The sequence below is a fragment of the Shimia sp. genome (assembly GCF_965227725.1).
Lineage (GTDB): Bacteria > Pseudomonadota > Alphaproteobacteria > Rhodobacterales > Rhodobacteraceae > Shimia.
Map to the genome: position 1 here is coordinate 607,124 of NZ_CBDDGH010000001.1, position 23,629 is coordinate 630,752.

The 23,629-nt window shown below is 60.2% G+C and carries 24 protein-coding genes; 8 read left to right on the forward strand and 16 right to left on the reverse strand.

What is annotated here, in order from left to right; translation table 11 throughout:
• Positions 1-6: 6 nt before the first annotated feature.
• From sseA to ACO07T_RS02970, 3 genes are all read left to right on the forward strand, one after another.
• Positions 7-861 carry a 3-mercaptopyruvate sulfurtransferase gene (sseA, locus tag ACO07T_RS02960; protein WP_422048194.1) on the forward strand — a complete coding sequence of 285 codons (855 nt, stop codon included), beginning with the start codon at positions 7-9 and terminating at the stop codon, positions 859-861.
• The gene (locus ACO07T_RS02965; RefSeq protein WP_422048195.1) at positions 861-2,045 is read left to right on the forward strand and encodes an aromatic amino acid transaminase; all 1,185 of its coding nucleotides are present in this window, start codon (positions 861-863) and stop codon (positions 2,043-2,045) included. The genes sseA and ACO07T_RS02965 overlap by 1 nt, the downstream gene beginning before the upstream one ends.
• A 62-nt stretch (positions 2,046-2,107) precedes the next feature.
• Entirely contained in the window at positions 2,108-2,566 is a 459-nt protein-coding gene (locus tag ACO07T_RS02970) for a GAF domain-containing protein (RefSeq protein WP_422048196.1), read from the forward strand.
• Positions 2,567-2,569: 3 nt separating this feature from the next.
• On the opposite strand, the gene ACO07T_RS02975 is transcribed toward ACO07T_RS02970, so the two are convergent.
• Positions 2,570-3,223 (reverse strand): RluA family pseudouridine synthase, encoded by a 654-nt coding sequence (locus ACO07T_RS02975; protein WP_422048197.1) that lies wholly within the window; start codon positions 3,221-3,223, stop codon positions 2,570-2,572.
• Positions 3,224-3,329: 106 nt separating this feature from the next.
• Between ACO07T_RS02975 and ACO07T_RS02980 the strand changes: the two genes are divergently transcribed.
• Complete coding sequence (locus ACO07T_RS02980) at positions 3,330-3,740, forward strand: nuclear transport factor 2 family protein (RefSeq protein ID WP_209078454.1); 411 nt, start codon at positions 3,330-3,332, stop codon at positions 3,738-3,740.
• Positions 3,741-3,743: 3 nt separating this feature from the next.
• A complete protein-coding gene (locus tag ACO07T_RS02985; protein WP_422048198.1) occupies positions 3,744-4,457 on the forward strand; it encodes an SGNH/GDSL hydrolase family protein in 714 nt (237 codons plus the stop codon).
• A gap of 3 nt (positions 4,458-4,460) precedes the next feature.
• Here the strand turns inward: ACO07T_RS02985 and rarD are convergent, their stop codons facing one another.
• The 9 genes from rarD to ACO07T_RS03030 all read right to left on the reverse strand — a co-directional run bounded on the left by rarD (position 4,461) and on the right by ACO07T_RS03030 (position 16,063).
• On the reverse strand, positions 4,461-5,369 hold the full coding sequence (rarD, locus tag ACO07T_RS02990) for an EamA family transporter RarD (RefSeq protein WP_422048199.1): 909 nt from the start codon (positions 5,367-5,369) through the stop codon (positions 4,461-4,463).
• A gap of 110 nt (positions 5,370-5,479) precedes the next feature.
• Positions 5,480-7,930 (reverse strand): GcvT family protein, encoded by a 2,451-nt coding sequence (locus ACO07T_RS02995; protein WP_422048200.1) that lies wholly within the window; start codon positions 7,928-7,930, stop codon positions 5,480-5,482.
• A 92-nt stretch (positions 7,931-8,022) separates the two neighbouring features.
• The gene (locus ACO07T_RS03000; RefSeq protein WP_422048201.1) at positions 8,023-8,925 is read right to left on the reverse strand and encodes a homocysteine S-methyltransferase family protein; all 903 of its coding nucleotides are present in this window, start codon (positions 8,923-8,925) and stop codon (positions 8,023-8,025) included.
• Positions 8,922-11,372 carry a GcvT family protein gene (locus tag ACO07T_RS03005; RefSeq protein ID WP_422048202.1) on the reverse strand — a complete coding sequence of 817 codons (2,451 nt, stop codon included), beginning with the start codon at positions 11,370-11,372 and terminating at the stop codon, positions 8,922-8,924. The genes ACO07T_RS03000 and ACO07T_RS03005 overlap by 4 nt, the downstream gene beginning before the upstream one ends.
• Positions 11,373-11,383: 11 nt before the next feature.
• Complete coding sequence (locus ACO07T_RS03010) at positions 11,384-12,007, reverse strand: LysE family translocator (protein ID WP_422048203.1); 624 nt, start codon at positions 12,005-12,007, stop codon at positions 11,384-11,386.
• A gap of 50 nt (positions 12,008-12,057) precedes the next feature.
• Entirely contained in the window at positions 12,058-12,630 is a 573-nt protein-coding gene (locus tag ACO07T_RS03015; protein ID WP_422048204.1) for a helix-turn-helix domain-containing protein, read from the reverse strand.
• Between the two features lie 232 nt (positions 12,631-12,862).
• The gene (locus tag ACO07T_RS03020) at positions 12,863-13,576 is read right to left on the reverse strand and encodes a phosphotransferase (RefSeq protein ID WP_422048205.1); all 714 of its coding nucleotides are present in this window, start codon (positions 13,574-13,576) and stop codon (positions 12,863-12,865) included.
• Positions 13,577-13,589: 13 nt separating this feature from the next.
• Positions 13,590-14,690 carry a THUMP domain-containing class I SAM-dependent RNA methyltransferase gene (locus ACO07T_RS03025; RefSeq protein WP_422048206.1) on the reverse strand — a complete coding sequence of 367 codons (1,101 nt, stop codon included), beginning with the start codon at positions 14,688-14,690 and terminating at the stop codon, positions 13,590-13,592.
• Complete coding sequence (locus ACO07T_RS03030; protein WP_422048207.1) at positions 14,687-16,063, reverse strand: amidase; 1,377 nt, start codon at positions 16,061-16,063, stop codon at positions 14,687-14,689. The genes ACO07T_RS03025 and ACO07T_RS03030 overlap by 4 nt, the downstream gene beginning before the upstream one ends.
• Positions 16,064-16,147: 84 nt before the next feature.
• Here ACO07T_RS03030 and ACO07T_RS03035 point away from each other — a divergent pair, with 84 nt between their 5' ends.
• A complete protein-coding gene (locus tag ACO07T_RS03035) occupies positions 16,148-17,362 on the forward strand; it encodes an FAD-dependent monooxygenase (RefSeq protein WP_422048208.1) in 1,215 nt (404 codons plus the stop codon).
• Positions 17,363-17,461: 99 nt separating this feature from the next.
• On the opposite strand, the gene ACO07T_RS03040 is transcribed toward ACO07T_RS03035, so the two are convergent.
• The 5 genes from ACO07T_RS03040 to ACO07T_RS03060 form a co-directional block, all read right to left on the reverse strand.
• Positions 17,462-17,662: a Trm112 family protein gene (locus tag ACO07T_RS03040; RefSeq protein WP_422048596.1), complete on the reverse strand. Its 201-nt coding sequence runs from the start codon at positions 17,660-17,662 to the stop codon at positions 17,462-17,464.
• Positions 17,662-18,306, reverse strand: coding sequence for an LON peptidase substrate-binding domain-containing protein (locus ACO07T_RS03045; RefSeq protein WP_209064744.1), 645 nt, complete (start codon positions 18,304-18,306; stop codon positions 17,662-17,664). Before ACO07T_RS03045 ends, ACO07T_RS03040 begins: the two co-directional genes overlap by 1 nt.
• A 41-nt stretch (positions 18,307-18,347) precedes the next feature.
• Complete coding sequence (locus ACO07T_RS03050) at positions 18,348-19,274, reverse strand: tetratricopeptide repeat protein (protein WP_422048209.1); 927 nt, start codon at positions 19,272-19,274, stop codon at positions 18,348-18,350.
• A 108-nt stretch (positions 19,275-19,382) separates the two neighbouring features.
• Positions 19,383-20,171: an exodeoxyribonuclease III gene (gene xth, locus ACO07T_RS03055; protein WP_422048210.1), complete on the reverse strand. Its 789-nt coding sequence runs from the start codon at positions 20,169-20,171 to the stop codon at positions 19,383-19,385.
• Positions 20,172-20,454: 283 nt separating this feature from the next.
• On the reverse strand, positions 20,455-21,141 hold the full coding sequence (locus ACO07T_RS03060) for a response regulator transcription factor (RefSeq protein ID WP_209064738.1): 687 nt from the start codon (positions 21,139-21,141) through the stop codon (positions 20,455-20,457).
• A 164-nt stretch (positions 21,142-21,305) separates the two neighbouring features.
• Here ACO07T_RS03060 and ribA point away from each other — a divergent pair, with 164 nt between their 5' ends.
• The gene (gene ribA / locus ACO07T_RS03065; RefSeq protein WP_422048211.1) at positions 21,306-22,397 is read left to right on the forward strand and encodes a GTP cyclohydrolase II; all 1,092 of its coding nucleotides are present in this window, start codon (positions 21,306-21,308) and stop codon (positions 22,395-22,397) included.
• Positions 22,394-22,888: a L,D-transpeptidase family protein gene (locus tag ACO07T_RS03070; RefSeq protein ID WP_422048212.1), complete on the forward strand. Its 495-nt coding sequence runs from the start codon at positions 22,394-22,396 to the stop codon at positions 22,886-22,888. The genes ribA and ACO07T_RS03070 overlap by 4 nt, the downstream gene beginning before the upstream one ends.
• A 66-nt stretch (positions 22,889-22,954) precedes the next feature.
• Here ACO07T_RS03070 and ACO07T_RS03075 read toward each other — a convergent pair whose 3' ends face one another.
• Positions 22,955-23,605 carry a YggS family pyridoxal phosphate-dependent enzyme gene (locus ACO07T_RS03075; RefSeq protein ID WP_422048213.1) on the reverse strand — a complete coding sequence of 217 codons (651 nt, stop codon included), beginning with the start codon at positions 23,603-23,605 and terminating at the stop codon, positions 22,955-22,957.
• Between the last annotated feature and the right edge of the window lie 24 nt (positions 23,606-23,629).

A 23,629-nucleotide genomic window follows, 5' to 3' on the forward strand; every position in this document is an offset into this window, starting at 1 on the left:
GATAAGATGAGCGACGATCCCAAGACATTGGTGTCCACCGAATGGCTGGCCGCCCACCTGAAGGACCCAGATCTCCGCATTCTGGATGGCTCTATGTCACCCGTTGGCATGGAGAACACGGCGGGCGCTGAATATTTGGAGCGCCACATCCCGGGGGCGCGCTATTTTGATATCGACGATATCTCAGACGGGCGCAGCAACCTCCCTCACATGGTGCCGCCGGTCGAAAAATTCATGTCACGGCTGCGCGCAATGGGCGTCGGAGACGGCCATCAAGTGGTGGTCTATGACAGTGCAGGCCTGTTCTCTGCAGCGCGGGTTTGGTGGCTCTTCAAACTGATGGGTCAAAACAACATCGCAGTGCTGGACGGTGGGCTTCCCAAATGGATCGCCGAAGGCCGCCCCGTTGAAGATCTGCCACCCATTATCCGCGATCGCCACATGACCGTGCGCCGCCAAAACCACATGGTGCGCGACGTGACGCAGGTTTCTCATGCGGCCAAACTGGGGGATCACGAAATCATTGATGCCCGCGCCGCAGCGCGTTTCCGTGGCGACGCGCCCGAGCCCCGCGAAGGCTTGCGCTCAGGCCATATCCCCGGCTCCAAAAACGTACCGTTCACAGACACGCTGAATTCAGATGGCACGATGAAAACCGCAGAGGAGCTGCGCGGCGTCTTTGAAGGCGCAGGCGTTGATCTCAGCAAACCGGCCATCACCACCTGTGGTTCCGGTGTGACTGCGGCTGTTTTGTGCCTCGCGATGGAACGGTTCGGAAAGACCGATCACTCCCTTTATGATGGATCATGGGCCGAATGGGGGGCGTTCCCCACTGTGCCCGTAGCAACCGGAGAAGCCTGATGCTCACCAACCTGAAAGAGCAGCCCAAAGATAAGATCCTCGGCCTCATGGCCATGTATCGCGAAGATCCCCGTGCCACCAAGGTGGACTTGGGTGTTGGCGTTTACAAAAACGCCGAAGGTGTGACCCCGGTCATGCGTGCTGTAAAAGCGGCGGAGCAGAAGATTGTCGAGGAGCAGATCACCAAGGCGTATACCGGCTTGGCGGGTGATCCGGCCTATGCGGACGCCATGATAGACATGCTGCTGTCTGGCACCGTGGCGCGCGACCGTCTGGCTGCCGTGGCCACTCCGGGCGGCACCGGTGCCATTCGTCAGGCTTTTGAACTGATCAAGACAGCAAACCCCAAAGCCCGCGTTTTTGTGTCTGATCCAACTTGGCCCAACCACGTCAGCATTCTGAACCACCTTGGTATCGAAATGGTGAAATACCGCTATTTTGACGCCGAGACCCGTGGCGTGAACTTTGACGGCATGATGGAAGATCTTGCCGGCGTGACCCGCGATGACGTGGTTCTGCTGCACGGCTGCTGCCACAACCCGACCGGCGCCAACCTGAACCTGACACAATGGCAGACCGTGATCGACCTGATCACCGACAAAGGCTGTACGCCGATGATCGACATCGCCTATCAGGGCTTTGGCGACGGTCTGGAAGAAGACGCCGCCGCAACGCGCCTGGTGGCCGCCTCTGTTCCAGAACTGCTGATCGCCGCTTCTTGCTCCAAGAACTTCGGCATCTATCGCGAGCGTACGGGTCTGCTGATTGCCATGAGCGAAAAGGCGGAGAACACCGCCATCGCCCAAGGCAATCTCAACCACCTCAACCGTCAGAACTTCTCCTTCCCACCAGACCATGGCGCACGGGTGGTCACCACGATCCTGACCGATCCGGCGTTGAAGGCAGACTGGATGGCAGAGCTGGAAGAAACCCGCCTCGGCATGCTCGCGCTGCGCGAACAGCTGGCCAGCGAACTTCAGCGCCTGTCCGGCTCTGATCGCTTTGGCTTCCTTGCGCAGCACCGGGGCATGTTCAGCCAGTTGGGCACCACGCCAGAGATGGTCGAGAAACTGCGTGTCGACAATGCTATTTACATGGTTGGCGACAGCCGCATGAACATCGCTGGCCTGAACAAGAATTCTGTGCCGGTTCTGGCCAAAGCCATCGTCGACGCTGGCATCTAAACTCACATCACAGCCGCGCCTTGGCCCATCGCTGAGGCGCGGTTTCTTTTTGGAGTACGCTCATGTCTCTGGATTACACCACCCTTGCAGCCACAATCGCCTCCCTCACCGAAGGCGAAACCGACGCCGTCGCCCTCATGGCCACGGTGACTTGCGAAGTGCACCACGCCGATGACCGCTTTGACTGGACAGGTTTTTACCGCGTCGTCGCGCCTGAACTGCTCAAGATCGGCCCTTATCAAGGTGGTCACGGCTGTCTGGTAATCCCTTTCTCGCGCGGCGTCTGCGGCGCAGCGGCGCGCACCGGTGAAACACAGCTCGTCCCCGACGTAGATGCCTTCCCCGGCCACATCGCTTGCGCCAGCAGCACCCGCTCTGAGCTGGTTTTGCCAGTCTGGAACGGCAATGGCGATCTGCTTGGCGTGTTTGACATCGACAGCAACCAGCCCGACGCTTTCACCCAAGAAGACGCCGATCAGCTCACCGCCATTCTCTCAGCCGCGTTCAAGAATGCAGCTTAAATTCTAGAAGGGCGCCTTGGCACGAAACGCCATGCCCTTCCCGCTCTCAGGATGGTTGATCCGCAGCTCTTCTGAATGCAGCATAAGGCGGGGGAACGCCAAGGCCTCCCCCTCCGCATAAAGCGGATCTCCCAAAATCACATGCCCCAGCGCCAGCATATGCACGCGCAACTGGTGGCTGCGGCCAGTTTTAGGGCTCAGGCGCACGCGCGTCTCGGTCTCACTGACCTTAAGCGCCCGCCAATCGGTGATCGCAGGCTTGCCATTCTCATGATCTACCATCTGACGTGGCCGATTGGGCCAGTCCACAATCAGCGGCAGGTCGACCGTGCCCGATTTCTCCGCCATCTTTCCCCAAACCCGCGCCACATAGGTCTTCTTGGTTTTGCGCTTTTCAAACTGCATCGACAGGTTACGCTGTGCGTGTGGGGTCAAGGCAAACACCATCACACCGGATGTGTCCCGATCCAATCGATGCACCAACAAAGCGGTTGGAAAAGCTGTCTGAACACGACTGATCAGGCAATCAGAAAGGTGCTCACCCCGCCCAGGCACCGACAGCAGGCCAGAGGGCTTGTCGACCACAACAATGTCGCTGTCTTCATGCAAGATCACCAGTGGATCTTGGGGCGGATCATAGGGGGTGATTTCAGTCATGGAGCCGGACATAGGGCTTTGAGGCAGGTTGGGCAACCCGACGTCAGGCTTGAGTTGCCCCTATAGATGCGCAGGCTACACGTGGGAGAGTAAGGGAGGACCACAGATGCACCCCACAATCACACGCATGCAAGAGGTTGTCGCCAAGGGCAACGAAGACGACATCAAATCGCTTCTGGCTGAAGATGTAACATTTCAACCGCCAACTTACTGGGCCACATGGACCGGACGGGACCCGGTGGCTGCGGTACTTGGGCACGTGGGGAATGTCTTCACCGATTTTCGCTATCGCCGCGTGATGGGAGACGGCAAGGACTGGGCGCTCGAATTCCAGTGCAAAGTGGGTGAATTTGACTGTGTGGGTGTTGATCTGATCACCCTTGATGATGCGGGTGACATTAAGCATTTCGAAGTGGTGATGCGCCCATATAAGACCATTGGGGCGCTGCGTGATGCGATGAACAAGCGTGTCATGACAGACCCGCGATTCCTAAAATTCAAAGAGGCTTTAAGCTAACTCATGTTGCCCGCTGCTGACCAACTTGCCCGTATTCCTTTGACCCCGGTTTTGGTAGCGCAGGGGCTGGGTGTGCGACAGCGGGCCAACACGCTGAGTGAACCCCCGGGTGCGCGCGAAGGGCAAAGCGGCTCCGGCAAGCCGCTCAGACTGCTGATCGTCGGAGACAGCTCCGCCGCTGGTGTGGGCGCAACCTCACAGGAAAAAGCACTGTCCGGGCGATTGGTGCAAAACCTTGCGCAGGATCATCAGGTGACTTGGAAACTGATTGGTGAAAGCAGCATCACCACCACGGGTATGCTGAAACGCCTAAGCGCCCTGCCAGCGGCCTCATTTGATCTGGCGATCACCGCCCTCGGCGTGAACGACGTCACGCGCGGCAGCAGCCGACGCAAATGGGTGAAGCGGCAGACAGAGCTTGCGGATCTGTTGTCCACGAAGTTTGGCGCGCGGGCCATCGTGGCATCCGGCCTGCCGCCGATGGGTGCCTACCCGCAGGTGCCTCAACCCTTGCGGTGGGTGCTGGGGGCGCAGGCCACGCGCCTTGACGACGCACTGGCAGGTTTGGCGGCCACACACCCGATACTCAGCCACCTGCCCATCGATCTGCCCTTTGAAACCCGCTATCAGGCGTCTGACGGGTATCACCCTTCTGAAGAGGCCTACACGCTCTGGGCATCGCTGTTTGCGGACCACATTCGCGCGCGACTTGGCTGATCCTCAGCCGCGCTCGCCCAGCAGATCTCTCAGCATCGGGATCGAATAGACCACCAGTGCCAGCCAGATCATCGGGAAAGCAATCATCCTTGCTTGCCCAAAGGGCTCATCAAACACAAACACCGCAACGAGGAAGATCATTGTCGGGGCAATGTACTGCATGATGCCAATGGTCGACAGCCGCATGAGCTTGGCACCATTGGCGTAAAACAGCAGCGGCACCGCCGTGACCACGCCACATCCCAGCAACAGCCAGGTATCGTATGCGTTCTGCATAAAATGCCCCTGCCCGCTTGATATCAGCCAGACCAGATATCCCGTTGCAGGCACGGACAGGATCAAAATTTCCAGCAAAAACCCTTGGTTGGGGCCAATCGGTAGGGACTTCTTGAAGAAGGCATAAAAGCCCCAGGACACGGTGAGCGCCAATGCTGGCCAGGGCAATTTGCCCGCATCTGCCCAAAGCACGGCCACAGCGCCAGCGGCCAGAGCCACGGCAATCCATTGCAGACGCGAGAGCCGCTCCCCCAGCAGACAGGCTGCAAGGGCAATGCTGAACAGCGGATTGATGTAATAGCCCAGCGCCGCATCAAGCGCGCGGTCGTTGGCGATCGACCAAACATAGATCCCCCAATTCACCGTGATCAGCGCCGCTGTTACGCAGCCCATGGCCAGCGTGCGGGGATTGCGCAACGCAGCGATCAGATCGCTCGTGCGCCGCAGAATGATCAGGACAGCCCCGGCAATTGGCACAGACCAAATGACCCGATGCGCCACAACCTCAAGCGCTGGCATATGCGCGAGAAGCTTCATGTAGAGCGGGAGAAACCCCCAAAGCAAATAAGCCGCCATCGCAAAGGCAAAGCCTCTGGGCGTATCCACATTCTCGGGTGTGTTGCTGGTTGCCGCCATGGGTGTCTCCTTCAGCCGCGACGTGCCTTGATACCGCCCGGCCCATCGGAAGGAAACGCCCGATTTTGTGAGGGAGGCCATCACCATTCTTGATGATGACCCCGCCCCTCTTAGACTTTGACCCGCTCGGACTTGGGATCATACATGGGCTTCAAAGAGGCCTCGGCGCGAATTTTGGTGCCCATCACATCGATTTCGTAGGTCGACGCCAGAACGTCTGCGGCTTTTTCTCCTTCGCACGGCACATAGCCCAGCCCCACGGCAGCACCTAAGGTGTGACCGTAGTTTCCAGAGCTCAGATACCCGACATATTCGCCATCACGCAGGATCGGCTCATTGTGAAACAGCAGAGGCTCAGCCTCTGTGAGCTTGAACTGCAAAAGCCGGTTTTTGGGGCCGCTCTCTTTGCGTGCGATCACCGCCTCTTTGCCGATGAAGTCTGCCTTGTCCGTCTTCACCGCAAACCCAAGACCCGCATCCACCACATGATCTTCGCAGGTGATGTCATGCCCAAAGTGACGGAAGCCTTTTTCGATCCGGCAGCTGTCCATCATATGCATGCCGCATAGCTTCAGCCCCATATCCTGTCCAGCGTCCCAGAGCGTTTCAAAGGCATGCCCTGCCATGTCCGAGGACACATAGATTTCCCAGCCAAGCTCCCCCACATAGGTCACACGATGTGCCCGCGCGAGGCCCATGCCCAGCTCTATCTCCTGCGCGGTACCAAACGGATTGGTCGCATTGGAGAAGTCCGCCGGGGACACTTTCTCAAGCAGTTTGCGCGCGTTTGGCCCCATGATGGCCAGCACGCCCTCGCCGGCGGTGACATCGGTGATCACCACGTTGAAGTTGCCCTTGTGACGCTGCATCCAGGTCTGATCCGCCAGCCGCGTCGCGGCAGGCGTGACAACAAGATAGGCGGTTTCCGTCAGCCGCGTTACGGTCACATCCGCCTCAATCCCGCCGCTGCGGTTGAGAAATTGCGTGTAGACGATCTTGCCATTTGGCACCGAATAATCGCCGCCGCCCACATAATTCATGAAGGCTTCGGCATCCGGACCTTCCACGCGGATTTTGCCAAAGGACGACATGTCATACATGCCGACATTTTCACGCACGGCACGGTGCTCGGCGGCGGAGTTCTCAAACCAGTTTTGGCGTTTCCAAGTGTACTGGTATTCGCGCTCTTGGCCTTCATTCGCAAACCAATTGGCCCGCTCCCAACCCGCAAGCTCTCCAAAAACGGCGCCCTGCTCTTTCAAGTGATGATGGAACGGTGTGCGCCGCACCCCGCGTGCTGTGGCCTTTTGGCGATAGGGGAAGTGATCCGCATAAAGTAGCCCCAGCGTCTCTTTGGAACGCTCAAACAGATAGGTTTTATTGCCTTGGAACGGCTGCATGCGGCTGATGTCCACATCGCCCAGATCAAACGGGCGCTCGCCATCTGTCATCCATTGCGCCAGCGCCATGCCTGCGCCGCCCGCAGACTGAATACCAATGGAGTTGAAGCCAGCCGCCACCCAGACATTGTCCATCTCAGGTGCCAGCCCAAGGTGGTAGGCATCATCAGGCGTGAAGCTTTCCGGCCCGTTGAAGAAGGTGTGGATGCCCGCCTCAGCCAGCATAGGAAGACGGTTGCAAGCCGCTTCCAGGATCGGCTCAAAGTGGTCAAAATCTTCCGGCAATTGGTCAAACTCAAAGCTGTCGGGAATGCCGTTCATGCCCCAAGGTTTGGCGTTGGGCTCAAAGGCACCAAGCAGAATTTTCCCTGCGTCTTCCTTGTAGTAGGCGCATTCATCGGGAACGCGCAGCACCGGCATCTGAGTGAGGCCCTGAATGCCTTCGGTCACGATGTAGAAGTGCTCACAGGCGTGCAGAGGCACATTCACGCCCGCCAGGCGGCCCACTTCATGGCCCCACATACCCGCACAGTTCACAATCATATCGCAGGCAATGTGGCCTTGGGCGTTGCCGTCATCAGAGACCCAATCCACACCCGTCACTTTGCGACCGGATTTGGCGATATTGGTGACTTTGATACGCTCCTTGACGATGGCACCGCCCTGCCGCGCACCTTTGGCCAAAGCCAACGCGATATTGGCCGGGTCTCCCTGACCATCCAGCGGCAACCAGACGCCGGCTTTCACATCCTCGATGTTGAGATACTCATAGCGCGCTTTCACCTCGGAAGGCGAAATCTCTTCGACCTCCACCCCAAAGGCCCGCGCCATGGCCGCTTGGCGGTAGATCTCTTCCTTGCGCTCTTCGGTCAAAGCAACGGTGATCGAACCGCACCGCTTAAAGCCTGTGGCCACGCCAGTTTCAGCTTCAAGGTTGCCGTAGAGCTCTTGGGAATATTTCGCGAGTTTGGTCATATTCGCCGTGGCGCGCAGCTGTGCAATCAGGCCTGCGGCATGCCACGTTGTGCCTGAAGTCAGCTGCTTGCGCTCCAAAAGCACAACATCTTTCCAGCCCAATTTGGTCAGGTGGTACGCCACAGAACAGCCCACCACACCGCCGCCAATAATCACCACGCGTGCTTTGTTTGGAAGATCAGCCATTACGATGTCCTTTCAGGTATTTCACAGGCTTAGGCCCAAGGCCGCCAAGGGCTCTGCCCCCGGACACCCGGCTTAATTTCAGCAAGATGAAGTCAGGCCCCGACCAAGTCATAACCTGCCTCTTTCAAACGGTTTGCCAGTTCAGCGATATGACCCGGGCCAACCTCGCAGCAGCCGCCAACAAAGCGTGCGCCATCCGCGACCCATTGCATGGCAAAGTCCGAGTAGCGTGCGGGCGTCACATCATCGCGGGCGCACAGCCCGTCAACGGTGCCTCCGATTTCAAGCGGGTCGATGCCCGTGAAGGCATTGGCGTAGGCACCGGTTGCGCGACCTGTCGCCAACACGGCCGGGAGCCCGCCGGACACAACTTCTGGTTTGGAGCAATTCAGGCCAATGCCAGCGACCTTAATGTCCTTGAGCGCTGCTAATGCAGCCTCAAGCGGCTCTCCAGAACGCAAGGTCCGGCTGTTGTCGTCCTTGAGTGTGACAAACACCCATGTTGGCTTGCCTGTTTCGACACCAGTCTGAGCCGCAGCAGTTGCCTCGGCAATGCTGGACAAGGTTTCGCAGAGGATGACGTCACAAGCCGCTTCCTGCGCTGCGACTATCTCCTGATAGGCAGGCAGCAAATCAGCGTGGCCGAGTGACATATCCGGGCGATATGACCCGTGCAGCGGCGGCAGGCAGGCGGCCAGTTTAACGCCGTCCGCTTCAACCTCATCACGTGCAGCATTGACAAGATCAATCGCCCGCTGCTGGAGGGTTTCAAACATATCGCCAACTCCCTCCCGCGCGAGCCGCTCAGGAGTGGCGGAATAGGTGTTGAGCGTGATCAGACGCGCGCCGGCCCGGATAAAATCCGTATGCACCGCCTGCACGATCTCCGGCTCTTCCATCATCACCTTGGTGGACCAAAGCGGATGGGCCGGCATGGATGACCGGGCCAGGAGCTCCTGACCCGATCCACCATCTTTCAAGATGACCTGCGTCATGCCCGCAGGCGTTCGTTGGCCGGATCCCAGAGCGGCTGATCCTCTTGCACCACGGCGCGGTATTTCTCGCCGTAGATCTCAACCTCAAGCTCCGTGCCGGGTTTTGCCAGCTCCGTCTGCACCATGCCCAGCGCGATGGAAGCATTCACCCGATGCCCCCAGCCGCCAGATGTGGTTTCCCCCACAATCTGATCGCCGTGCCAGATACAAGACATGTAAGGCGCATCCGCATCACCGGCCTCTACAACCAAGGTAACAAAGGATTTTTTGACGCCTTGCTGCAGCTCGTTCTGGATCGCGGCTTTGCCCGGGAACGCCTGTGGCTTGTCGAGCTTCACAAAACGGCCAAGGCCCCCTTCGAGCAGAGAGTAATCCGTGGAGAGATCGCCTTTCCACGCGCGGTAGCCTTTTTCCAGACGCAGGGAATTGAGAGCATACATGCCAAATGGCGTCGCTCCAGCGGTGATGATGGCATCGTAGATTGCTGGCATATGCTCATTCAGCGCATGCACTTCCCAACCCAATTCACCTGCAAACGACACACGGATCAGATAGGCAGGATGCCCTGCAACGGTTGCACTCTGGTGGGTGAGCCAACCACTTTCCAGATCCGCATCTGTCAGGTTTGCCAGAATCTCACGCGATTTTGGACCTGTGACAATCAGCGTGTCGCGGGTGGTGGTCACATCCTCAACCGTCACACCTGCTGGCATGACTCTGGTCAGAATATCGCGGTCGTGCCATTGCGCGGTGGCCGCGGTGATCATCACAAATTCGTCCTCACCCAGACGGATACAGGACATCTCAGTCAGGATGCGACCCCGGTCATCTGAGACATAAACAAGGTTCATCCGGCCGACCTTTGGAAGGCCACCTGTCACGAGACCGCGCAGCGCTTCGGCCGCGCCCTCGCCTTTGACCATGAAGCGAGAAAAGCCTGGCAAATCAAGCACACCACAGTGATCGCGGACCGCTTCGCACTCTTCTTTGATGCGCTGCTCCCATGGGCCGGAGCGTCCCCAGGTGTGGGTGGCATCCAGCGAGGTGTCGTCGCCGTCCTTGGCGAACCAGTTGGCCCGCTCCCAGCCGTTGTAGGCCCCCATAACACCGCCTTGTGCAACCACCCGGTCATGGACGGGGGAGAGCTTCTTGTCGCGCGCGGCGGGCCATTCGTGATGCGGGAAATGCATGGCATATTCGTTGCCGTAAACTTCCATGCCTTTCTTCACGCAGTAATCATGATCGGTGTAATCGGTGTAGCGGCGCGGATCGACGGCCCACATGTCCCACTCGGTGTGGCCATCCACGATCCACTCTGCGAGCACCTTGCCAGCCCCGCCGCCTTGGGCGATGCCGAAGGTGAACACACAGTTTTCAAAGGCATTTTCCACGCCCGGCATGGGGCCGATCAGTGGCAAACCGTCTGGCGCATAGGGGATCGGGCCGTTGATCACACGGCTGATGCCGGAGGTTGCCATCAGCGGCACACGCTCCATGGCGTCGGTCACGATGTCCTCGATCCGGTCCAGATCGTCAGACCAGAGCTGGAAGGAGAAATCATCCGGCATCGGGTCGGCGTCTGTGTCCCAATGGGCCTTACAGTTGGGCTCATAGGGGCCGAGGTTGTAGCCGTGTTTCTCCTGACGGAGGTAGTAGGAGATATCCACGTCGCGCAGCAGCGGCAGCTTCACACCACCGTTCGCTTTGGACCATTCTTCCACCTCAGGGATCTCTTCGGTCAGCAGATACTGGTGGCTCATCACCATCATCGGCACAGAACGACCGCCGTAAGGCTTGAACCACTCGCCCACACGCTGAGCATAGTAACCTGCTGCGTTCACAACATAATCACAGGCAATGTCACCTTTTTCCGTGTGCACAATCCAGCTTTTGTCTTCTTGCTGGGTCACGCCGGTCGCCGGGCAGAAACGGATGATCTTTTGGCCCATGTCCCGCGCGCCTTTGGCAAGCGCCTGGGTGAGTTGGGCCGGATCGATGTCGCCGTCGGTGGGATCATAGAGCACCCCCATGAGATCGTGGGTCTCAAGGAATGGATAGCGCTCCTTGGCCTCCTCCGGGGTCCACATCTCCATCGGGATGCCCTGATAGCGCGCCATGGACATGGCCCGTTCAAACTCCTGCACACGCTCTTTGGTATGCGCCAGCCGGATCGAGCCGGACTGGTGATAGTTCATCGGGTAGTCCACCTCTTCACCCAAGCGGGCGTAAAGCTCGGTGGAGTAGCGCTGCATGTTCATGATGGCCCAAGAGTTTGAAAACGTGGGCACATTCCCAGCTGCGTGCCAGGTGGATCCGGCGGTCAGCTCGTTCTTTTCCAGCAGAACACAATCGGTCCAGCCCTTCTTGGCAAGGTGGTACAGGCTTGAGGTGCCAACGACCCCACCGCCGATGATGACCACGCGGGCCTTGGTTGGAAAATCGGACATGTTGGTCTCCCTTAGTCAAAAACCAGTTTGGCAGCGAGGCCGCCAAAAATGATGGATGCGCATTTGTTTAGAACCCCGGTGGCCTTCTTCAGCTTGGCTCCGACCAAGCCTGCGGAGAGGCCGATCATGGAGACCACAACGAAGCCACCAGCGGAAAACATGAGGCCCAAGATGGCGATCTGGTGCCAAATGGGGCCGGCCTCAGGTGTGGTGAACTGGGGCAAAAAGGCGAGGATGAAGAGGATGATCTTGGGGTTCATCATATTGGTCAGGAACCCGCGACGCAGGGCACGCGCGACATTGGCACGGCCGTCAGTCTCCTCAGAAGGCGGCAAGGCGCGCCAGGATTGCCAAGCCAAAACAAGAAGATAGGCTGCCCCTGCATATCGGATCACCAGTAGGGCCGTGGGAGATGCGGCGATCACAACGGCAAGGCCAGCGGCGGCCAAAGTGATGTGCATCAGCAAGCCCAGCGTCACACCAACGGTGGCGGCAAACCCGGCTTTGGGTCCGCCCGCAATGCCGGAGGCGATGGTGAACATCATATCCGCGCCGGGGGTCAGATACATCACCAGCGAGGCCGCCATGAAGGCCCAGAGCGTGACGCTTTCCATATTTGCGAATGTCTCAAGCATGGCCTTCCTCCTTGTTTTTTAAGCGTTTCTCAGATTGGTGTGTCAGAACATCAATAGACCGGCGGGGCGATCACCCAGATCGCGACACAGGGTTCGTCGTGAGGGTTGGACCAGTGGTATTCCTCGCCGCGGATGCGGAAGCTGTCGCCCGGGCCGACCGAGAATTCCTGTGTCCCGATCCGTAAATTCAGTTTGCCTTCAACCACATAGCCAACTTCCTGCGTGGGGCGCGTGGCGGGCACTTGCATCTCGGAGCGGGGCGCGAAGGTGGAATGCACCATCTCAAAATCATCCGTGAGATCGGGCGAAAGCAGCTCTTCGATCAGCCCTTCCTCGCTGCCACCCATCGGGCGGCGGGCGCCTGCGCGGACGATATAGCCCTGTTCATGGGCCAGCGCGGAGGACTGGCCAAACAGCATAGACATAGGAACTTCAAGGACTTGCGCGATTTGACGGAGATCGGAAATCGTCGGTTCGGACTTGTCGCGCTCGACCTGACTGAGCCACCCCACAGACCGTTCCAGCGCCTCTGCCATATCCGTCAATGTCAGGCCGCGCGCCTTGCGCAGCGCGCGCAGATCGGCGCCAAGCGTCTGGGGGTTTTGGGGCACATCGTGCAGCATATAGCGCGAATCCAGTCGTGAAATTTTTCCCTCTAATTTCACGGTGCCTCAGTTTGGTGAAATTTCAAAGCACTTTTTCACGCGATCTTCACATTTGTTGCGCGCGCCAAAAGCCGCGTTAACCATGAAAAACAACGTCGGTATCGCGTCTGTATTGCGGCTGTATCGCGTAGGTGCGAAATTTCGGTCCGAAAAAAGGTTACCCCAACGGGCGTTGCGTGGATTTCACAGATCAAAATCCGCGCAGGTCTTGCGCAAGTTGACGGGCGTATTCCGGCTCTCGCTGCCAGCCGCAGGCCACCTCCCATGCGAGATGGGCACGGCGCATCAGCGGCCCCATAGGCTCAAGCATCACCCGATCAAAAAGCGGCAGGTCGCGGCGGCATTCATCCCAATCAATCAGCCAGAGATGCCCCAGCGGATCACGCAGCAGATTGCCCGGCGCAAGGTCGCCATGAACAACACAGAGCGGCGTGGTTTGCACGGCACCCCAAGCGGCCCGGCACAGGGCCACAATATCGGCGGGCATCTGCGAGAGATCAACGTCGCCGCCCGCCGCGCGGGTCAGCAGGTCTGCGGTGGCACAAAACCCCGGCCGTTGGGACACAGCGCGGCTCATTTCGTGAAACCGGTTGAGCGGGGCGGAGAGGTCAGAGGCCGCAGCAGGCGGTATCACCGCCCCTTCGACAAAGTCCTCACATATCCAGCCCTCATCGATCCAAGCGCCGGACAGGCTGCGGCGCATGTGCGGCACATTCAGTCCTGCGGCACGGGCGATGGCCTGCACCTCTGCAAGCCAGGCCATGGCCGCCTCTGAGTGTTGGGTGGACTTGAGCACCAGATCCTTGGGCAGGCCGCGCGTGCGCCAGACCGTATTGCGATGGCCACCCGTGAGCTCTTCAAGCGGCGCATGGATGCCCCAGAGATGCAGAGGTGGATGGCTCATCGCTTTGCGGCTCCTAAGGCACCTCGCAGGTGTAAAGCTGCACTTTCAGCCCACCATGTGCCACGGTGGCAAAGGGTGTTTCCAGCGGCAGGCCTGTGGCGCGGGCGAGCCCTGTGTCGGTGGTGACAATACCCACGGTCCAGCCGGAGAAATGCTGCGAGAGCGCTTTGCCAAAGCTTGCGTAGAGCGCAAACAGCCCCTTTTTGTCGCCAATCCGCGCGCCGTAAGGCGGGTTCACCACGACGATACCGGGGGGGCCATCTGGCGGTATGATCTCGCCCGCACTTTTTTGGGTAAAGCTGGCCCAGTCCGCCACCTCTGCGCGGCTGGCGTTTTCGCCTGCCATGCGGATCGCACCGGCGTCTTTGTCGGAGCCAAAAAAGCGTGCGCTGGGGGCTGTTGCCTCGGCATTGCGCAGCGCTTGGAACGCCTCGATGTCAAAATTGGCGAGCTGCTGAAAAGCAAAGCTGCGGGAGCGCCCCGGCAGAAGCCCGGCGGCGATCTCGGCCGCTTCGATCACAAAGGTGCCGGAACCGCACATCGGGTCATAGACCGGCTGGCTGCCGTCAAAGCCGAGCTGGCGCAGGAACATGGCGGCCATGTTTTCGCGCATGGGGGCCTTGGCGACGGCGGATTTGTGGCCGCGCTTGTGCAGGCTTTCGCCCGTGGTGTCGAGCGAGAGGGTGACCATATTATTGTCGATCCGCGCCTTCACCACCACGTCGGCCTCTGCCGAAATGGGCGCGCCGACGGCGGTGGCCAAGCCCCGCTCGATGCGCTCTTTGGCGGCGCCCGCGTGGTAGATCTTGGATTTCTGCGTGGCGACATCCACCTTCAGCGGCACATCGGTGCGCAGATATTGCCGCCATGGCATATCGGCGATCAGACGCTCCAGCTGGTTGAGGTGCATGGCTTGAAAATTGTCGATCCGCGCCAGCACGCGCACCGCGCCGCGCAGGCTCAGATTGGCGCGCCAGACATCCTGCCAGTTGCCGCGAAAGCGCACGCCGCCGGGCATCATTTTGGGCTTTTTGAAGCCCAGATCCGCCATTTCCGCCGCCAGAGGCTTTTCCAGCCCAGGCGCGGTCACCACAAAGATTTCAAATTTTTTCATGCGCCGCTTGTAGCGGGCTTTGTCAGGTGACGCGAGGCGTAGTCTGCACGAAAAAGCGGCTCTACGGCGGCGGCCAGACGCAAGAGGCGCGCTTCATCGCCGCCTTTGACCAAGAGCATCACACCACAGGAGGGCACATCCGTAGGCAGGGTGATGCCCGCGCTGCCCATGAGGTTGCCGATGCGGGTGTTGCGCAAGGCGAGCAGGTTTTCGGTGATGTAGTACTCCTGATCGGTCATCAGGCGCTCCACATTGGGCGGCAGGATCGGCGCGGTGGGCAGCACCACGGCGTCATAGCTGGCAATGCGGGCCTCCCAGATGTCGCGCAATTCATGCAAGCGCTGCCAAGCGGCGACGTAATCCGGCCCGGTGATGGTGGCCCCGGCGCGGAACCGCTCCAGAATCTGGTCAAACATCTTGTCCGGTGCCGCCTCGATGGTGTCTTTCCACTCGCCGTAGGCCTCGGCCGTATAGAGCGGCGCGGTGAGGGACATGGCCTCAGCAATCTCAGGGGCCTGAATGAACTCCAGCGTCGCGCCCGCGACGCTCATCCGGTGGGTGGCGCGCTCAAAAGCGGCCAGCGGGGCCTCGCGCAGGTTTTCAAGCGCGATGGTTTCCAGCACCGCAAAGCGCTTGCCCTTCAGCGACACGCCGCGCAGATCCACAGGGGCGCTGCCATCCAGCATGGCAAAGAGCAGAGCGGCGTCTTCGACGGTGCGGGTAATCGGGCCGATGGTGTCAAAGCTGCGGCACAGCGGCACCACGCCTTTGCAGGAAATCCGCCCCGGCGTGGTTTTTAGACCCACAAGATCATTCCAGGCGGCGGGAATGCGCACCGAGCCGCCGGTGTCAGAGCCGATGCCAGCAGGTGCAAGGTCAAAGGCCACGCTGGTGGCCGCCCCGGACGATGAGCCGCCGGGCACCGCGCCTGCGTCATTCACGCAGGGTGGTGTGGCGGTGATCGGATTGAGGCCAAGGCCCGAGAACGCCAGCTCGCTCATATGGGTTTTGCCAAGGCAGATCAGACCCATGGCGGTGGCATTGGCGAGCACCTCAGCGTCCTCCTGTGGCACACGGCCCTTGAGCAGGGCAGACCCGGCTTCGGTCACCACACCGGCGCTGTCAAACAGGTCTTTCCAGCTGATCGGCACGCCATCAAGCGGCGACAGGCGCAGCCCCAGACGGGCGCGCTCCGATGCGGCAGCGGCTTCTGCCAGCGCGCGCTCGCGGGTGATCGCAGAATAGATGCGATCACGAAGGGTATGGCCTTCAATGGCGGTCAGATAGGTTTCGGTCAGCGCCACCGGATCAATCGCCCCGGCTTCGATCCCGCGCCCCAGATCCGCAACGCCCATTTTCAGCCATTCCAACATTTTGCTCTCCAAACCTCTGATCAGCGCGACGGTAGCGGCGCAATCGCGCATGGACAATCCCGAACCGACACCCATATTGGCGTCATGAGTTTTGACACCGATATTCTGATCGCCGGTGGCGGGTTGAACGGCCCTGCCCTGGCGCTGGCGCTCGCGCAGGCGGGCTTTGATGTGACCGTTGTGGATGCGCGCCCTGCTCCCGCACGGGCGGCAGGCAACTTTGACGGGCGCGGCTATGCGCTGGCGCTGGCCTCCAAGCGGCTGCTGAGCGCGATTGGTGTCTGGGAGCAGGTGGCGGATCAGGCTGAGCCGATGCGCGACATCAAGGTCTCAGACGGGCGCGCGGGCGAAGGGCCGTCGCCGTTCTTCATGCATTTCGACCACCGCGAGATCGAAGAAGGCCCGATGGGGTTCATGCTGGAGGACCGCTTCCTTTACCGCGCCTTCCTGACGGCGATGGAAGCCGAGCCGAAGATCACGCTGATTTCCGGCACAGAGGTCACCGATCAAGAGGTTGATGTCAGCGGTGTCACGGTCACGCTGAGTGATGACACGACACGGCGCGCAAGGCTGCTGGTGGGCTGTGACGGGCGGCAGACCGGTGTTGGCAAACGCGCGCGTATCAAGCGCACCGGCTGGGGCTATGGGCAGACCGCGCTGGTCTGCGCGATCAAACATGAAAAGCCCCACAATGGCGTGGCGCATCAGTTCTTCATGCCCCCCGGCCCGCTGGCGATCCTGCCGCTGCCAAACAATATGAGCTCCATTGTCTGGTCAGAAACCGACGAGGCTGCTGCCGCCATCCATGCGCTGTCTGACGAAGACTATATGGCGGTACTGCGTCCGCGCTTTGGCGATTTCCTTGGAGAGATCGAACTGGCGGGCAACCGCTTCACCTATCCGCTGAGCCTGTCGGTGGCCAACAGCTTCATCGCAGAGCGCGTGGCGCTGGTGGGGGATGCGGCCCATGGCATGCACCCGATTGCCGGACAGGGCCTCAACGCCGGTCTGCGCGATGTGGCGGCGCTGGCGCAAATCTTGACGGAGGCGCAGCAACGCGGCGAAGACATCGCCTCTCCGCTGGTGTTGGGCCGCTATCAGGAATGGCGCCGCTTTGACACCGCCACGCTGGTGGCCGCAACCGATCTCACCAACAAGCTTTTCTCCAACGACAACCCGCTGCTGCGTGCCGCGCGGGATGTGGGCATGGGGCTTGTGGGGGCAATGCCGGGCTTGCGCCGCACCTTCATGCGCGAGGCTGCGGGCCTCAATGGTGAATTGCCCAAGCTGATGCAGTAGACGCGCCAGCGCTTCTCATTCGTCAAATATCCCAGGGGTGAGCGCAAAGCGCGAGGGGGCTGGCCCCCTCAGCCTTCTTTCAATAGCTTAACTTTGAGTTCACTCGATCACGCGGGCTTCGTCGATCAACATCACTGGAATGCCAGCGCGGATCGGGAAGGCGAGACCAGCCGCGCGGGAGATCAGCTCCTGCTTTTCCGCGTCATATTCCAAAGTCCGCCCGGTCTGCGGGCAGACCAGCGCTTCCAGCATCCGGCGGTCAAATTTCGGGTCAAGCTGCGGCTCGGTTTGCGCATCCATCATTGTATCAAGTCCTCTCCGTCACCGCTGCGCAGTGCAAATTCCAAAAGTGTCACAAGAGTTTCGCGGCGCGTGGTCAGCGAAGGCGCCTCCAGTAGCGCCTGTTTGTCCTCTGCGCCAAACTCCAAAAGCATCGACAGCGAGTTGATCAGCAACTCGTCATCCGCATCTTTGAGCGTGTCCCAATCAGTCGACAGCTCGCGTTGGTCAAAATACCGCTTGAGCAGATCCATAAAGGCCGGGCGCTGAAAGCCCGGGTCATTTTCCGTGCCGCCCAGATCGCGTTCAAAACCGTCCCAAAGCACCTGACAGCGGCGGTAAGGCGCAAACCCTTCGACCTCCTGCAGCACGCGAAAGCGTGACACGCCCGAGAGGGTGATCAGATAGCGATTGTCATCGGTCTCTGAAAACTGGGTGATGCGCCCGGCACAGCCGATGGTGTGCAGGCCGGAGCCGTCCCGCCCCGGCACCTCATTGGGCTGGATCATCCCGATCAGGCGCTCCGAGGTCTTGAGCGCGTCATCCAGCATCGCCAGATAACGCGGTTCAAAGATATGCAGCGGGAGGCGCGCGCGGGGCAACATCAGCGCCCCGGGCAAAGGAAACACCGCCAGCGTTTCCGGAAGGTCAGCGGCTTTGAACATGGCAGAAGCCTACTCTGGAACGCCTGATCCGCAAAGCGAGATCATGCAAAGATCAGCGAGCTCAGTTTACGACGCCCATTGAGCACCACCGGATCATTGGCTGGAAGCGCCTCAAAGATGGTGAAGAGCTGGGCCTTGGCTGCGCCGTCGTTCCATTCGCGATCGCGGCGGAACAGCTCCAGCAGCTCGGTCACGGCCTCTTCGACCTGATCAGCGGCATGCAGGGCCTGCGCCAGATCGAGACGCGCCTGATGATTGTCGGGATCCGCCTCCACAGCCGCACGCAGCTCTGCCACGGGGCCAGCGTTTTCTGCCTGACGGGCCAGCTCAATCTGGGCGCGCACCGCTTCGATTTCAGGCGCCTCGGAGATGGCCTCCGGCGCGCCGTTGATCACAGCTTCGGCCTGATCGGTCTGGCCAAGCGCCAGATAGGCGCGCGCCATGCCCGCAAATGCGGCTGCGTTTTCAGGATCTTGCTCGGCAATGGCCGCGAAGGTTTCCGCCGCGGAGGTGGCATCGCCCTCGCCCAGCATCTCTTCCGCTGCGGCCAGCGCATCGGCCAGACCGCCATCGGGCATGGCGCCGCCACCGGCCTCAACCACACGCGCCACAAAGGCGTCAATCTCGCTGGGCGGCAGCGCGCCCTGGAAACCGTCAACCGGCTGGCCCTGCCAGAAGGCATAGACGGTCGGGATGGATTGCACGCGCATCTGGCCTGCGATCATCTGGTTTTCGTCCACATTGACCTTGGCCATTTTCACCGCGCCGCCCGCTGCGGTCACAGCCGCCTCAAGCGCGGGGCCGAGGGTCTTGCAGGGGCCGCACCATGGCGCCCAGAAGTCTACGATCACCGGCACGGTCATGGAGGCATCCACAACGTCGGCCATAAAAGTGGCTTCAGATACGTCTTTGATCAGATCACCATTTGCGGGCGCGGTCTGTGCGCCTCCGCCAAGAATATCCATCATCTTTTGTCTCCGTCTGGACCTTGCCCCCTATATGGCGAGATGCGGCGCAGAAACCAAGGGAGGAGTTGGTTTTGGCGCGCAGCAAAAGCGGGCAAAGTCGCGGGTGTTTTACAGGTCGAAGGTGGCAAAGATCGGCGCGTGGTCTGACGGCTTTTCCCAGCCACGGGCCGCGCGCAGCACACGGCTTGAGTGCGCGGCGTTGGAAATGTCCGGCGTGGCCCAGATGTGATCGAGCCTGCGGCCCTTGTCTGCCGCGTCCCAGTCACGCGCGCGATAAGACCACCAGCTGTAGAGCTTGCCCTCAGGGATGTCCTGTCGGGTGATATCGACCCAGCCGCCCGCCTCTTGGGTTTCGGCAAGCTTTTCGACCTCAATCGGGGTGTGGCTCACCACTTTCAGCAGTTTCTTGTGATCCCAGACGTCATCTTCGCGCGGCGCGATGTTGAGATCGCCCACCATGATGGATTTGCTCATGTCTTCGCGTTTGAAGTAGTCCCGCATGTCGGCAAGGTAGTCGAGCTTCTGGCCAAATTTCTCATTCTGCTCGCGATCCGGCACATCGCCGCCCGCAGGTACGTAGAAATTGTGGACAGTCATGCCGTTTTCCAGCCGCCCGGCGATGTGGCGGGCATGGCCGAGATCGGCAAAATCTTCACTGCCCGCTTCCTCCATGGGGATCTTGGAGAAGATCGCCACGCCGTTGTAGCCCTTCTGGCCGCGCGCGACCATGTGGGTGTAGCCAAGGGCGGCAAAGCTTTCAGCGGGGATTTTATCGACGGGGCTTTTGCATTCCTGAAGGCAGAGCACATCGGGGGCTTCTTCCTGCATCAGCTTTTGCACAATCGGCTCGCGCAGACGCACGGAGTTGATGTTCCAGGTGGCAAGCGTGAATGACATTGAGCTCTCCCTCAGATGTTTGACGCGACCCTACGCGGGCGGGCGGGTGCTGCCAATCCGAAAGCTGCGCCAAGACAGAGGCGTCCAGACTCTAGGCACAAAAAAAGGCCCGAGCCGGAGCCCGGGCCAGTCCAACAGGGAGGTTCATGTCATAACCCGGACATGGGCGGGAACTCTTTGGTCTTTGCAAATGGTGCGCGTTTCAAATTCTTCACCGCACCATTGTAACATATTTAGGGGCTGCCGTGGTTGTGCAAAGTCCCACGGCAATCCATCGGCGGTTTTATGCCACCAGCCGGTAACCGCCGCTTTCGGTGATCAGCAGCCGTGCGTTGGAGGGATCGGGCTCGATCTTCTGACGCAGACGGTAGATGTGGGTTTCCAGCGTGTGGGTGGTGACACCCGCGTTATACCCCCAGACCTCGTGGAGCAGCACGTCGCGTGCCACAACACCTTCGGTTGCCCGGTAGAGGAACTTCAGGATGTTTGTCTCTTTCTCGGTCAGGCGGATCTTGCGATCGTCCTCGGTGGTCAAGAGCTTCATGGACGGCTTGAACGTATATGGCCCAAGCTGGAAGACCGCGTCTTCAGATTGCTCATGCTGGCGCAGCTGCGCACGAATCCGCGCAAGCAGCACCGGGAACTTAAACGGCTTGGTCACATAGTCATTTGCGCCCGAATCAAGGCCCAGAATGGTGTCTGCGTCGCTGTCATGACCGGTCAGCATCAGGATCGGGCTTTTCACGCCCTGCTTGCGCATCAGGCGGCAGAGCTCGCGGCCGTCGGTGTCAGGCAGGCCCACATCCAGAATGATGATGTCATACAGGCCTTCTTTGACACGGCTCATGGCATCTGCGCCGTTGGCCGCTTCAAACACGTCAAAGTCTTCGGTCATCACCAACTGCTCAGACAGCGCCTCGCGCAGATCGTCATCATCGTCTACCAGCAGGATTTTTTTCAATTGCGCCATGTGCCGCCTCCTCGTTTGAATTGCTTGGTAGACGATTTGAGGTACCAATTCATTTACAACAAGATTTGCTGCAAAACTCTCACGCCCTCGTGTTTCAGCAGCGGCAAATGTTTCATATTGCTGCAAGGGACGCTACATGTGTGGCCCAACCAATTGAGAATCTCATGAGTTTTGCACCTGACATCATCGAACGACTGGCCCGCGCGCGTGCAGATCTGCGCATGGGGGTGCCGATTGTTTTGACCGGAGGCGTTGTGCCTTTGCTGGTGCTGGCGGCAGAAACCCTGACCGACGCCCGTCTTGACGATGTGCGCGGGCTTGCCGAAGAGCCGCATCTGGTGATCACAGCTCGGCGCGCCGAAACCCTGAAGGCCCGGGCCTATGACGGCGATGTGGCGCGGATTTCCCTGCCCAAAGATGCAGGGCTGACATGGGTGCAGAGCATTGCCGCGCCGGAAGATGATCTCAAAAGCCCAATGAAAGGGCCGCTGGCCACTGCACGTGACGGGGATGCCGACCTGCACCGGGCCGCGGTGAAACTGGTGAAATCCGCGCAGCTTCTGCCCGCAGCCCTCACAGTGTCTTTGCCCGACGCAGCGCAATTCGCGCTCGATCATGGCCTCACGGTGATACCGGCGCCCCTTGCTGCGCCCCATCTCGCCGCGACAAGCCCGCTGCATCCGGTGGTGCATGCGCGCCTGCCCATGGCGGCGGCGGAGGCTGGGCGGCTGCATATTTTCCGCCCCGAAGACGGTGGCGCAGAACACTACGCGATTGAGATTGGGCGTCCTTCCCGCGACAAGCCTGTGCTCGCCCGCCTGCATTCGGCCTGTTTCACCGGTGATGTGCTGGGCAGCCTGAAATGTGACTGCGGCCCGCAGCTGCACGCGGCGCTGGATCAGATGGGCATCGAGGGCGAAGGCGTCCTGCTGTACCTCAATCAAGAGGGGCGCGGCATCGGGCTCGCCAATAAGATGCGTGCCTATTCGCTTCAGGATCAGGGGTTTGACACGGTTGAGGCCAACCACCGGCTGGGCTTTGAGGATGATGAGCGCGATTTCCGCATTGGCGCAAAAATTCTGCAGGAGATGGGATTTGCTCAGGTGCGCCTGCTGACCAACAACCCGCGCAAGATTGACATGATGGAAAAGGCCGGTGTTTCCGTGGCCGAGCGTGTGGCGCTGAAAGTGGGCCAAAACGCCCACAACCAAGCCTATCTCGCCACCAAAGCGCATAAATCCGGCCATATGTTATGACCCCAAATGATCTGGTGCTGACCCCGCGCGGGGTACGCTTCAAAGGCCGGTATTTCCCCTGCAGCATCGGCAAAGGCGGCCTCAGCGACACCAAGCGCGAAGGAGACGGGGCCACGCCGCGTGGGGTTCACAAGATTGTCGGCATGCTCTATCGCGCGGATCGCCTTGCGGAACCGCGCCCATGGGCGCTCCCGATTGGCAAAGACGATCTGTGGTGTGATGCCCCGGATCACACAGACTACAACCAGCAGGTGCGCGGGCCATTTGCCGCCAGCCATGAGGTGATGCGCCGCGCAGATCCGCTGTATGATCTGATCCTGATCACCGATTGGAACTGGCAGGAGGCCGTTTCGGGGCGTGGTTCAGCCATTTTCCTGCATCAATGGCGCCGCCCCGGCTATGCCACAGAGGGCTGCATCGCCTTCAGCCGCGCCGATCTGCACTGGATCGCCGCGCGGGTTGTCCCCGGCACACGGGTGATTGTGCCCTAAGCACGCGCATTCTCATTCCTGAAATATCCCCGCCGGAGGCATCCCACCTCAGCGGACTGTCGTGCCTTATGTGGTCCGCGCGCCAAAGATAGCAGATCCCACGCGCACATGGGTCGCCCCAAGCGCCACCGCGCGCTCATAATCGCCGCTCATCCCCATGGACAGGCCCGCCAGATCATTGCGCTTGGCCAATTTGGCCAGCAGCGCGAAATGCAGAGCAGGCTCTTCATCCACCGGAGGGATGCACATCAGACCAACGATCGGCAGATCCAACGCACGGCATTCGGCAACAAAGGCGTCCGTGTCGGCAGGCAGAATGCCGGATTTCTGAGGCTCTTCGCCGGTGTTGACCTGAATAAACAGATCTGGACAGCGCCCCTCCTCCTGCGCCAGACGCGCCAGCGTGTTGGCCAGCTTAGGGCGGTCAAGTGAGTGGATGGCGTCAAAAAGATCCATCGCCTGTCGGGCTTTGTTGGTTTGCAGAGGCCCCAGCAGATGCACTTTGGCATCCGGGTAGGTCTCGCGAAACGCGGGCCATTTACCGGCGGCTTCCTGCACCTGATTTTCTCCAAAAAGGCGGTGGCCTTGTGCAAGCACCTCGGCGACGCGCTCGTCCGGCTGGCGTTTGCTCACGGCGATCAGCTGGGTTGCGCCAGAGGCCCGCCCCGCGGCGGCTTCAGCTTTGGCGATGCGTTGGGAAATTTCGGTCAGTGACATGTGCGGCCTCTATCAATGGTATTG

Bases quoted from the DNA above. Each gene is read 5' to 3' on its own strand.
- sseA (WP_422048194.1), top strand. From the start codon at position 7: ATGAGCGACGATCCCAAGACATTGGTGTCCACCGAATGGCTGGCCGCC.
- ACO07T_RS02965 (WP_422048195.1), top strand. From the start codon at position 861: ATGCTCACCAACCTGAAAGAGCAGCCCAAAGATAAGATCCTCGGCCTC.
- ACO07T_RS02970 (WP_422048196.1), top strand. From the start codon at position 2,108: ATGTCTCTGGATTACACCACCCTTGCAGCCACAATCGCCTCCCTCACC.
- ACO07T_RS02975 (WP_422048197.1), bottom strand. From the start codon at position 3,223: ATGACTGAAATCACCCCCTATGATCCGCCCCAAGATCCACTGGTGATC.
- ACO07T_RS02980 (WP_209078454.1), top strand. From the start codon at position 3,330: ATGCACCCCACAATCACACGCATGCAAGAGGTTGTCGCCAAGGGCAAC.
- ACO07T_RS02985 (WP_422048198.1), top strand. From the start codon at position 3,744: ATGTTGCCCGCTGCTGACCAACTTGCCCGTATTCCTTTGACCCCGGTT.
- rarD (WP_422048199.1), bottom strand. From the start codon at position 5,369: ATGGCGGCAACCAGCAACACACCCGAGAATGTGGATACGCCCAGAGGC.
- ACO07T_RS02995 (WP_422048200.1), bottom strand. From the start codon at position 7,930: ATGGCTGATCTTCCAAACAAAGCACGCGTGGTGATTATTGGCGGCGGT.
- ACO07T_RS03000 (WP_422048201.1), bottom strand. From the start codon at position 8,925: ATGACGCAGGTCATCTTGAAAGATGGTGGATCGGGTCAGGAGCTCCTG.
- ACO07T_RS03005 (WP_422048202.1), bottom strand. From the start codon at position 11,372: ATGTCCGATTTTCCAACCAAGGCCCGCGTGGTCATCATCGGCGGTGGG.
- ACO07T_RS03010 (WP_422048203.1), bottom strand. From the start codon at position 12,007: ATGCTTGAGACATTCGCAAATATGGAAAGCGTCACGCTCTGGGCCTTC.
- ACO07T_RS03015 (WP_422048204.1), bottom strand. From the start codon at position 12,630: ATGCTGCACGATGTGCCCCAAAACCCCCAGACGCTTGGCGCCGATCTG.
- ACO07T_RS03020 (WP_422048205.1), bottom strand. From the start codon at position 13,576: ATGAGCCATCCACCTCTGCATCTCTGGGGCATCCATGCGCCGCTTGAA.
- ACO07T_RS03025 (WP_422048206.1), bottom strand. From the start codon at position 14,690: ATGAAAAAATTTGAAATCTTTGTGGTGACCGCGCCTGGGCTGGAAAAG.
- ACO07T_RS03030 (WP_422048207.1), bottom strand. From the start codon at position 16,063: ATGTTGGAATGGCTGAAAATGGGCGTTGCGGATCTGGGGCGCGGGATC.
- ACO07T_RS03035 (WP_422048208.1), top strand. From the start codon at position 16,148: ATGAGTTTTGACACCGATATTCTGATCGCCGGTGGCGGGTTGAACGGC.
- ACO07T_RS03040 (WP_422048596.1), bottom strand. From the start codon at position 17,662: ATGGATGCGCAAACCGAGCCGCAGCTTGACCCGAAATTTGACCGCCGG.
- ACO07T_RS03045 (WP_209064744.1), bottom strand. From the start codon at position 18,306: ATGTTCAAAGCCGCTGACCTTCCGGAAACGCTGGCGGTGTTTCCTTTG.
- ACO07T_RS03050 (WP_422048209.1), bottom strand. From the start codon at position 19,274: ATGATGGATATTCTTGGCGGAGGCGCACAGACCGCGCCCGCAAATGGT.
- xth (WP_422048210.1), bottom strand. From the start codon at position 20,171: ATGTCATTCACGCTTGCCACCTGGAACATCAACTCCGTGCGTCTGCGC.
- ACO07T_RS03060 (WP_209064738.1), bottom strand. From the start codon at position 21,141: ATGGCGCAATTGAAAAAAATCCTGCTGGTAGACGATGATGACGATCTG.
- ribA (WP_422048211.1), top strand. From the start codon at position 21,306: ATGAGTTTTGCACCTGACATCATCGAACGACTGGCCCGCGCGCGTGCA.
- ACO07T_RS03070 (WP_422048212.1), top strand. From the start codon at position 22,394: ATGACCCCAAATGATCTGGTGCTGACCCCGCGCGGGGTACGCTTCAAA.
- ACO07T_RS03075 (WP_422048213.1), bottom strand. From the start codon at position 23,605: ATGTCACTGACCGAAATTTCCCAACGCATCGCCAAAGCTGAAGCCGCC.